Source organism: Hahella ganghwensis DSM 17046 (assembly GCF_000376785.1).
GTDB lineage: Bacteria > Pseudomonadota > Gammaproteobacteria > Pseudomonadales > Oleiphilaceae > Hahella > Hahella ganghwensis.
Genome location: NZ_AQXX01000037.1, coordinates 1 through 8,454 on the forward strand (window position 1 = coordinate 1; position 8,454 = coordinate 8,454).

At 47.4% G+C, this 8,454-nt stretch carries 11 protein-coding genes; all 11 read right to left on the reverse strand.

Going from position 1 to position 8,454, the window contains the following annotated elements; all coding sequences use genetic code 11:
* Positions 1 to 534: 534 nt before the first annotated feature.
* Positions 535 to 1,596: a hypothetical protein gene (locus F566_RS0100735; RefSeq protein ID WP_020405065.1), complete on the reverse strand. Its 1,062-nt coding sequence runs from the start codon at positions 1,594 to 1,596 to the stop codon at positions 535 to 537.
* Positions 1,597 to 1,608: 12 nt separating this feature from the next.
* Entirely contained in the window at positions 1,609 to 1,992 is a 384-nt protein-coding gene (locus tag F566_RS0100740; protein WP_020405066.1) for a DUF4150 domain-containing protein, read from the reverse strand.
* A 60-nt stretch (positions 1,993 to 2,052) separates the two neighbouring features.
* Complete coding sequence (locus F566_RS0100745; RefSeq protein ID WP_020405067.1) at positions 2,053 to 2,640, reverse strand: imm11 family protein; 588 nt, start codon at positions 2,638 to 2,640, stop codon at positions 2,053 to 2,055.
* A 9-nt stretch (positions 2,641 to 2,649) separates the two neighbouring features.
* On the reverse strand, positions 2,650 to 3,369 hold the full coding sequence (locus F566_RS0100750) for an AHH domain-containing protein (RefSeq protein WP_020405068.1): 720 nt from the start codon (positions 3,367 to 3,369) through the stop codon (positions 2,650 to 2,652).
* A gap of 42 nt (positions 3,370 to 3,411) precedes the next feature.
* The gene (locus tag F566_RS0100755) at positions 3,412 to 4,470 is read right to left on the reverse strand and encodes a beta-ketoacyl synthase N-terminal-like domain-containing protein (protein WP_245555109.1); all 1,059 of its coding nucleotides are present in this window, start codon (positions 4,468 to 4,470) and stop codon (positions 3,412 to 3,414) included.
* Positions 4,471 to 4,568: 98 nt separating this feature from the next.
* Positions 4,569 to 5,585: a DUF2169 family type VI secretion system accessory protein gene (locus F566_RS0100760; protein ID WP_020405070.1), complete on the reverse strand. Its 1,017-nt coding sequence runs from the start codon at positions 5,583 to 5,585 to the stop codon at positions 4,569 to 4,571.
* A gap of 44 nt (positions 5,586 to 5,629) precedes the next feature.
* Positions 5,630 to 6,139, reverse strand: a complete 510-nt coding sequence (locus F566_RS0100765) for a DUF6484 domain-containing protein (RefSeq protein ID WP_020405071.1) — start codon at positions 6,137 to 6,139, stop codon at positions 5,630 to 5,632.
* Positions 6,140 to 6,299: 160 nt separating this feature from the next.
* Positions 6,300 to 6,554, reverse strand: coding sequence for a hypothetical protein (locus F566_RS0100770; RefSeq protein ID WP_026179660.1), 255 nt, complete (start codon positions 6,552 to 6,554; stop codon positions 6,300 to 6,302).
* Between the two features lie 198 nt (positions 6,555 to 6,752).
* Positions 6,753 to 7,022: a DUF7695 domain-containing protein gene (locus F566_RS38100; protein WP_425402002.1), complete on the reverse strand. Its 270-nt coding sequence runs from the start codon at positions 7,020 to 7,022 to the stop codon at positions 6,753 to 6,755.
* A 77-nt stretch (positions 7,023 to 7,099) separates the two neighbouring features.
* The gene (locus F566_RS31470; RefSeq protein WP_020405073.1) at positions 7,100 to 8,266 is read right to left on the reverse strand and encodes a DEAD/DEAH box helicase; all 1,167 of its coding nucleotides are present in this window, start codon (positions 8,264 to 8,266) and stop codon (positions 7,100 to 7,102) included.
* Positions 8,229 to 8,454: IS3 family transposase (locus F566_RS36065; protein WP_157496537.1), on the reverse strand; the 226-nt coding region annotated here is incomplete at its 5' end. The genes F566_RS36065 and F566_RS31470, both read right to left, overlap by 38 nt.

Sequence of the window (8,454 nt, forward strand, 5' to 3'; positions counted from 1 at the left end):
GGGATCAGCTTATCCATTCGCTCCAGAAAGATTTCCCGGCGGGTCTTACGCTTCTTATTCTGGTATTCAGCTTCGGAGAAAGTCATCTGATCCATGGATAGTATTCCTGATGAGTGAAGTTGGCCGTATTATGACTGATTTGGGGAGTTATTCAGAGCCTCCCTAGTTCGTTCTAAGAACACTGCTAGACAAGTGGTTTAATATGGACATAAGCTCTTAAAGGAATCCATTTCACGAAAAATAATGTGGCTATTGGGTGAGTGTTGCGATTATTGGTTGAATCCACCCATGAACTACTAACGAGCTAGTAAGGGGAATGGCAACAACAGCTAATACAGGAGCAAGAGAATATAGCGACCAACGAGCTAATTTCAGCGTTTTTTGTTAAGGGCTTTTACGACAGCAGTTTCGATATTGTAAGCCACACCTTTGACAGCCAAAGCATCAGACCAGTTTAAATTACAGTCTCAGGATATGTTCAATGGACCAGCCGCGATTCTACGGTGAGCTAGGCTTTCATTTGTTTCCAGTGACCTATTCTACCTCCGATAGACTGCCTGAGCCTTTCGATGAAGCCCAGCGAACATCAATCTGCGATTTGACAACTTTTATATTTGGCCAGTGGAGCTCCATATCTCTTGGATTCCGAAGCCATTCCTCGTCAAGTTCAACAGAATCATCTAACCATCCAGATTCCATGAGATTAACATCAAGAATCTGTTCTAGTGCCCAGCCAGCAATCCGACGATGCTCTATCCTCTCCATCTGTTCCAATACCCAAGGCACAAACTCTTGTCGTTTTGCAGCTCCAACAGCAATTAGACAGGATCGTATTGGTTCAGGACGTTCCTGAAGAATTCTCATCAGCCGGTCAGCAGGCTCTGAATCCAAATGCTGGAACACCTGCTTTAGCATCCTGTCTCGGTATGGACCTGGTTCAAAAATCAAAACCGAAATAGGTAAAGACTCGGGGGAGACACCCAATTGCATCAGCCGTTCTGATACTGCTACTTTTTCAGCGATTTCCATGGTTTCCACCAAAGAGATCAGTTCGGGTACAGCTTCCGCACTGCAATACAGGGTCAAAGCCTGAATAGCCACGCCATTATTGGCGTTAGTTGCCACTCTCATCAGCTCAGTCCAAGTTCTCGGTGGCAGGATATCCATCTCCATGAGGGCACAAAAACCAAGAGCGGCATGCGCCGGCTTTCCGGATTTCACCATCTGTACGCAAAGATGCTTAATCTGCTCATCAGGTTGCCACAGCAATGCATCCAACAAGGCATGCCATGTGGCAAAGGTGTGAATCCCCTGATCCACGTATACCTTGAAGCGTTCCAAATCAAACGGCCGTAAAGACAGAAAGCAACCTACAAAGAATTCCCCGCCCCAAGAATTCTCGATATCTGGTTCCGCTTCTTCCCAGATATGCTCTCGGAGTAGAGTCGCCCCTTTCAAACAAGGTTTGATCCGGTGTTTCAGTTCACGAATATAGTCATGATCAGGTTCTGGTAGCTGACGCTGACTCCACCACTGGTCCCACAATCCAGCAGCGTCCTCGACAAAAGCGGCAGTTACTTCGGGAATATGCTTCACTTGATACCCCGATTACATCGCAATATTTTTCTTGTTATGAAATAGCGGGTCACCTAAGCGGCAGACATTCTTGCCCTCGAATTTCACATCGAAGGAATACATCATAAATTCCGCCACATTCTTGATGGTACCGGACTTGATTCCTCCGCCAGCAGTGCCGCCCTCGTCACCAGTGGAGGTGGCATATTGAGCGGTCTTAATCGAGGCCATTTGACCATCCGTTTTGATTGTCTTGGTGCCCTTGGTTAGGTTGGAAGACATCGCAATATTCGGGTATGGGATTGGGACTGGACCACCAGGGGTAGGTGTTTTACAGACATCAGGAAATACGATGCTTTTACCACCGCTTCCCTTGTGAGAAATACCACGCGTATTCGCAAAAATGGTGACAGACATAGGATCTCCTTATCTACAGGTAGTCATTGTTTAACAAACGAGTGTAATTACGGGTGCCGACTATTTTTCGCCCGCAAAGCCGTCCCAATTTTCAGGAGCCATAATTTTCAGTCCAGAAAACCCTTGTGATGCCAATGAGGAAGCTAAGGGATCTTCTAAGGCAATAACCCGCTCATAGAAGTACACTCGATAAATGAGGCCATAGTTCTTTGAGTTAAGGACAAGTGTTTCCACTTCGTATATGTCAACGACCTCACCCTCTTCTATTTCGACTACAAGGTCGCTAGCATCAAAGTCAATACAGTTCACCATCCCCAAGATGTTGCATGCGAAAAAGCCCTGTAGTGGTTCCGCACCAGGCTTCTCAATCACAGTGGCCGGATAATAGTCGATATTATCGACGCCAAGCTGGTCTAGAACATTCTTTAAGGCGCTAGAGACGATTGGGCAGCCAACATCTGTAACAGCAAAATCGGTCATTTTACCCAATGGCAAGTTCTCACAGATAAATTCTAAGCGAGACAGGTCGTAATTGTTCTGATTGATTGGTTTGCCTCTTTGCCAAATTGGCTCATAACAAGTGCAATTATCTGAGCCAGAAATATTTGGGGATCGCTCAATATCAGGGAAAAGCAGTTTTTTAGTCATAAGTCGTTTCTAGAGTTTTGGGTATTTAATTTCAGTGAGTCCGTGCTTCTTTTTGACATAGTCTTCAGCATCATTCAATGGGATCGGGTGAGCGATCCATCCGGTCGTGGCTGATGCGGTATTTTTAAAGGCGATGTCTTCTTTTATGATCACTAACTCTTTAAGTTTATTTTTGAATTCATCATCGGGCTTTTTGCAGAACTCTCGACGCAGCGCCGAGTTCATGACGTCCTGCAGCATGAGATTTGATTGTCCCAGAAAATCCTTCTGGTGCCCGCCAATATGCAACTGTAGGGGTTTTCCAGCAAGCACGGCTTTTTCAAATTCCTTGAAATGCGCATGTTTGTCTCGGTCTCCTCTGGTTTTTCGTCCAGGAAGATCAATACAGTTATTGTCATTATTTGGATCGTAACCCTTTTCCTTCAAATAATGATTGAGGCTAGCAAACCGATCTTTTGGACTCTTTCGCGCATCCATAATAAACGCGCTGAATGCTAGGCAATGATGGCCCTCAGCGCGATAGACTTTAGGAGGAGACTCCTTGTTTGGGTAGAGATTTTTCTTCGCATCTAAAAAGTTACCTCCTACACCGGCAATAGCAGATCGCTTCCAACCACTAGGCTTTATCTCATCCTTCTTTTGCAGATCATGCTGCTCATCGCAAATGATGCATTTGCCCTCTGCCAAGCGGGCAATGGGAGTTGAAATAGGTTCCCCGATTTCAGTCACATCCAATCTCCATATTTTTTCTACTGCGTAAAGCTCAAAGCTCTATCTATTTTCTTGCAACCAAAGCGCTACCGCACCCCGGGTTTCATAATCAGAAGCACACCAAGTCAGTACGGGGCCTTCAATATCGCTGTCTCCCAGCATGTTCGCTACCATGGCGATAAGCACTGGGGCGCTGGCTGCGCCAATATCGCCATATGACTCTGCAGGGTGTATGAGACTCGCCTGGTTATCCAACTGGCTGTCATCCAGGCGATTAACCGAGATACCCCACTCCTTAATGTGGGAGGACTCTCCGTTGAGACCACAGGCCACATGGCGCACAGGAGTTCTGAGGGGCTCACATGCCTTCTCAAATACAGCCGTTAATCCCTTACCCAAACACACATCTTCAGTATTATAAAAGTGTGCAGTTTCTTGACTGACAGCAGGTGCTCCGAGCTGGATCTGAGAGTGTTCACTCGTACGCTTGAGCAATAAACAGCCGGCAGCCTCTCCGGGTAGAAATCCATCACCGACATTAGACAACAAGAGTCGCTCCTCTTTTTCCCACTGTAGGAGGGTCCTGGGACAGGCGCAGCTATCCACACCGATCACAAGCACCTGTTCTATCTGACCTTCATCGATGAGCGACCAAGCATCTTGGAGAGCAGAAAATCCTCCAGCTCTCCCCAGCTGGTAAACTCGGCTGTTTATCCAGTCAATTGGCTGGCCCGAGAGACGATGAATTTCCTGAAGAACCTGTAGAGACTGACCGTCGATGCGCAGATTGTCAGGTAAATTAACCATCACTGGTAACGGTGTTTTCCGGTCAAGCTCGATTTGTTCCAGAGCCAGCGTGAGTAACTGCAACATCCGTCTATAGCGATAACTGCTCTGTCTTGTGACGCCATTGTCGAGTACCGGCAGACATTCATCTGGAACCAGTGCCATGCGATATGGTTCACCGGTAGACGACAGATAGTCCTGCTCTTTTATCATACTGATTCCCGCCATGGCGGCGGCTGCCATCACCGAAGGGGTCAGTCCGATGGCTGATACGGCGCCAGTAGAATGAATCGTGATAGAGCTCATGAGTCGCCCCGCCTTAATCCATTCCACAACATTGTCCGACAGTTGATACTTGGCAAAGAGCAAAACGATTGTTTAGTCTCGGTACTGTGACTGACTGAATGACTAACGATATTCATTACTTCCTCTTATACTCCAATCCTGATCCTGACGGACTCCACTTTTGTGACTCTTCGTTCACAGGGAAACAAAGCCCGCATCACCAATTGCTGACGGTTTTGCTCGGACTCCAGGATCAAGGTTTCCATGCGTAATGGAAGGGCATGCTGATCCCCACCGAAATCAATCACCGCACTTAAGATGCATTCCGGCACCATGGATTGAATCAGCGGCCGCTCCGGATGGGTATGGGTGATCGAAATAGGCTCGCCTCCCAGAAAATACTGATTCAATGCACTCAGTCCTGGGGAGCCGCTCATGAAGTAGCGGCGGTCAAAGTCTTCCGGTAACACTGGGGCTCGATATTTTTGCCACTGCCCATCATAGGTGCCGACATAACTGAGGCGAGGCTCCCAAGTTGGGGAGACATAACCCACGCCAATCGGTAGCGGCTGATCCTTCGGTAATTCAATCAGGTGTTTGGGATCTTCGATGTTGGGTAAGGGGTGCCCTATCATCTCTGAAGTGGAGCGTTTTCCCCGGAATCCTTTGCCGACCGGATTATAGGGATGGATCTGCATGGAGTCCGGCCCTGGCGGCAGATCAGGATTAAAATGATGCTGGCCACCGAAGGCGTTTTCGTAACGTAGCGGCATCGTGATAAAAGGTTCGGGCTCGCTATGCCCTGACCATTCCCAATGACGATCGCCAAACACCGCCAATGCCTGCTGGAGAGCTCCTACCTGAACATGAACCACCAGCTGCTGATGGGGCTTGGCCTGCGGTGCCCAGGCATTGCCAATCAATACACAACTGAGCCCCGGCTGAGGCAGGTGGTTTTCCGCCGCATACTTCAGGCTGGATTGCTCCGGCTCGCCATGAAACTGATTTTGGCTAACGATAGGCGCCTGATCCGGATGTAATCGCGGTGTTCCATCCAGCGAAAACGACGCTTTGGCCACCACCAATACAGCGTCTCGACCCGTTTCATCACGTATCACATCCAATTGGGCGGCGAATGGAGTTTGGTTAATCAGTTGCAGCATGAATGAAGCTCTGTCGATCTCTTCCTAAGTTCTTGGCATGTGCTCTAGTTGAGTTGGATACTGCCGCCCTTGATGCGTTGGGCGCCCCGGGCACGGCTGAGAATCTGCTCGCCTTGTAGCAAAATCTTACCGTCCTTGTTCAGGGTGAGACGGGATTTACCGCAGCGCAGCGTGATGGAGCCTTCGGCCTGGATCTCCAGATCCTTGCCGTTGTAACTCACCTTCGGTTGCTCCTGGGAAGAGATGTCGATGGAGGCTCCCAATGCCTGGGTATGGGCCACGGATTGATCCAGACGACTATACAGAAACCCGACAATAATCGGCTGACCGCCGGCATTACGGGCGAAAGAGATCGCAATGTCACGACCTGCATCGTCGTTTGAGACGGGTACTGTTGCCAACGCCACCTGAGGATTTTGACTGGAGGCTTCATCCCAGGCCACCCGAGGACTTCCACCCGTATCAATGTCCACAATCCATCCTACCAACAACCCAGATCCTTGGTCGGTTTCTGAAGTGGTGAGATTGGTTTCGTTACGAAGTTCAGTCGTCATTATTCACCCTGTCCGTTTGGCGATATCACCCTGGATGTCTTGGAACACAAAATGTGGTCTGTAAATGCAGCCAACCAATGTAATACAAAATATCGCTTCATATCAGTCGTAATCCCCCCTAAACCTTTCGTTTACCCGAAGGCTGAAAACACGTTCTTTTTCATAATGTTTCGCATCGCTCATACCCCTCGACGACGGAAGAGCTTGTCTTCTTCAAGAGCGACAGAGAACTGACATTTTGCCTTGGCAACGGAGCCTGGTTTTCTACCATTGACGCCTTTTCCAAATGACGGCTGGCGACAGTCGCCAGGAGATCATTGGAAGAGGACTGGGTGGGAACTGTCACCGCCAGGATCATCAGTCCGTACCGTATTAACTGCCAGCCTTTTTCCACCATGGATCGCTGAGTCTTCATAGCTGATTGTGGGACCGCTGCAAACGGTCTCATATTGGGATGTATCGGAGTCGTCCATACCTGGGTCTGTCCCTCCTCTGGAACAGTCGGCTGGAGTTCCGATACCTCGGAGACAAAACCGAAACGGGATTTCCATTGCTGAATTATATGCAGGATCCTGAACTTTTTTAGTAATCGAATTAGCAGGTTTGTATGCGTCTATGCTCCTTCTTCAAGATGAGAATAGTGGAAGTTTACACTGGACCCCTCGCCACGAATAATGTATCCGGTAACGTGCCTCCATTCACACATGCTTACGAACTGCCCTGTTTGCCCCACAAGACGTCGGGGCTGATTAGGATTACCTGGTTTACCATCTATTCCAACTGCCCCACAGCTACATTTAACCATCCATCCATGACTTTCAATGACATCATTGCAAAGCCGACACCTGAGTCTGCATCGCACTAATTCAATAATTTTACTCACGACCCTACCAATTTTTATCTATGATCTCGATTTATACTCTTTAATAAAGACACTTATTTTGACGCTTCCTGAGATGATTAATTATCAACAGAAAAAGTTGTCTTAATTTCCCTGCCAAAATATTCCAATAGTTTCTGGCGGAATGCCCCTAAGCACACTAGCGAAAAACGATCTGGAAAGGTGTCAGGAAGGGAATTTAAATGCGATTCTCCAAATTGGTCGCAATAAAACGATCCAGCTAATGTTTCCTGAGAATCTACCGGCATTTCATTATGATATTCATTACAGTCACTGCCAGGCCCAAAACAAAGATCGCCTGAGGGGTATGGCACAATCGTGAGTATATTTTGTTCTGGTAGATCTTTAGCTACACGTTGAGCATATTCAACGAGTTGCGGTTCAGCTAATGTGTATAGCCATGCAGTCGCAACCCCATTTCCCGTCATTCTCAATATACGTCCCAATACTTGCCTAAAATAGAGCTCCGTAGTGATACGACTAAGATAGCAACAGACCTGAAGACGTGGGATATCGGTCCCTTCACTAATCATGCCTACGCTTACAATCCATTCATCGTCATTACGACGAAAGCGATCAATAATTTCCTTTGAATCCTTATATTTATACACAACTACGGACACACTACATCGAAACTCGACCTTCAATAGTTCTGCTATCATTTCAGCATGAGAAACTGAAGACGCTACAACCAAACCTCCTGCGTTTGAAATAGACTTACGCAACCCTCGGAGGCGTGAGCACCCTAAGCTTAAGCAATATCTAAGAGCGTCTAGATTAAGCAACAGATGTTGATAGCTAACTTCGCTTTTTTTAAGTAGCTCTGCAACTCCACTAAACTCTTGAACTTCGCCGAGGCAATCTACTTTCAGCCGTTCATTGTCGATAAGGACTATAGATGGGGAACGACAGACCTGATCTTGAATAGCTTCTTTCAATCCATAAACAAAATCACACTGAACTTGACCATCTGGATTTGAATAGTCTGCCAAGACTATAGGACGCCTATCAGACCTCCAGGGCGTTCCTGTTAAAGCTAAGGTATATGTTGCTTTATGCTGAATTCGCAATAAAACTTCTTCTCCCCAGCTGTTCGTAGCTCCTAACTCACTGCCTGCACAGTGATGGATTTCATCAAATACCGCGAGAATTCGATGTGACGTGGTCAACTGATTTGTGACAACCCAGTTAAGCAACTTCTCGTAATTCTTTCCAGGCCGTTTCATATTGATTCGGGCTTTGGTAATCCAAATATGAATGTAGCCGAAAGCTGTTGTAGAACATCGTGATGTAATGCAACACATCTTGCTGTGCTTCTCGTCGAGTCTGGTAGTGGTGCCATTGAATCCGTTCTTGCTTCAGGCTACCGAAGAAGCTCTCCACTACCGCGTTATCCCAGCAGTTCCCCTTTCGA

What these genes read in the sequence shown, in the direction of transcription:
- F566_RS31470 (WP_020405073.1), bottom strand. Translation starts at nt 8,266, where the DNA reads ATGAAACGGCCTGGAAAGAATTACGAGAAGTTGCTTAACTGGGTTGTC.
- F566_RS0100745 (WP_020405067.1), bottom strand. Translation starts at nt 2,640, where the DNA reads ATGACTAAAAAACTGCTTTTCCCTGATATTGAGCGATCCCCAAATATT.
- F566_RS0100765 (WP_020405071.1), bottom strand. Translation starts at nt 6,139, where the DNA reads ATGACGACTGAACTTCGTAACGAAACCAATCTCACCACTTCAGAAACC.
- F566_RS0100740 (WP_020405066.1), bottom strand. Translation starts at nt 1,992, where the DNA reads ATGTCTGTCACCATTTTTGCGAATACGCGTGGTATTTCTCACAAGGGA.
- F566_RS0100760 (WP_020405070.1), bottom strand. Translation starts at nt 5,585, where the DNA reads ATGCTGCAACTGATTAACCAAACTCCATTCGCCGCCCAATTGGATGTG.
- F566_RS0100770 (WP_026179660.1), bottom strand. Translation starts at nt 6,554, where the DNA reads ATGAAGACTCAGCGATCCATGGTGGAAAAAGGCTGGCAGTTAATACGG.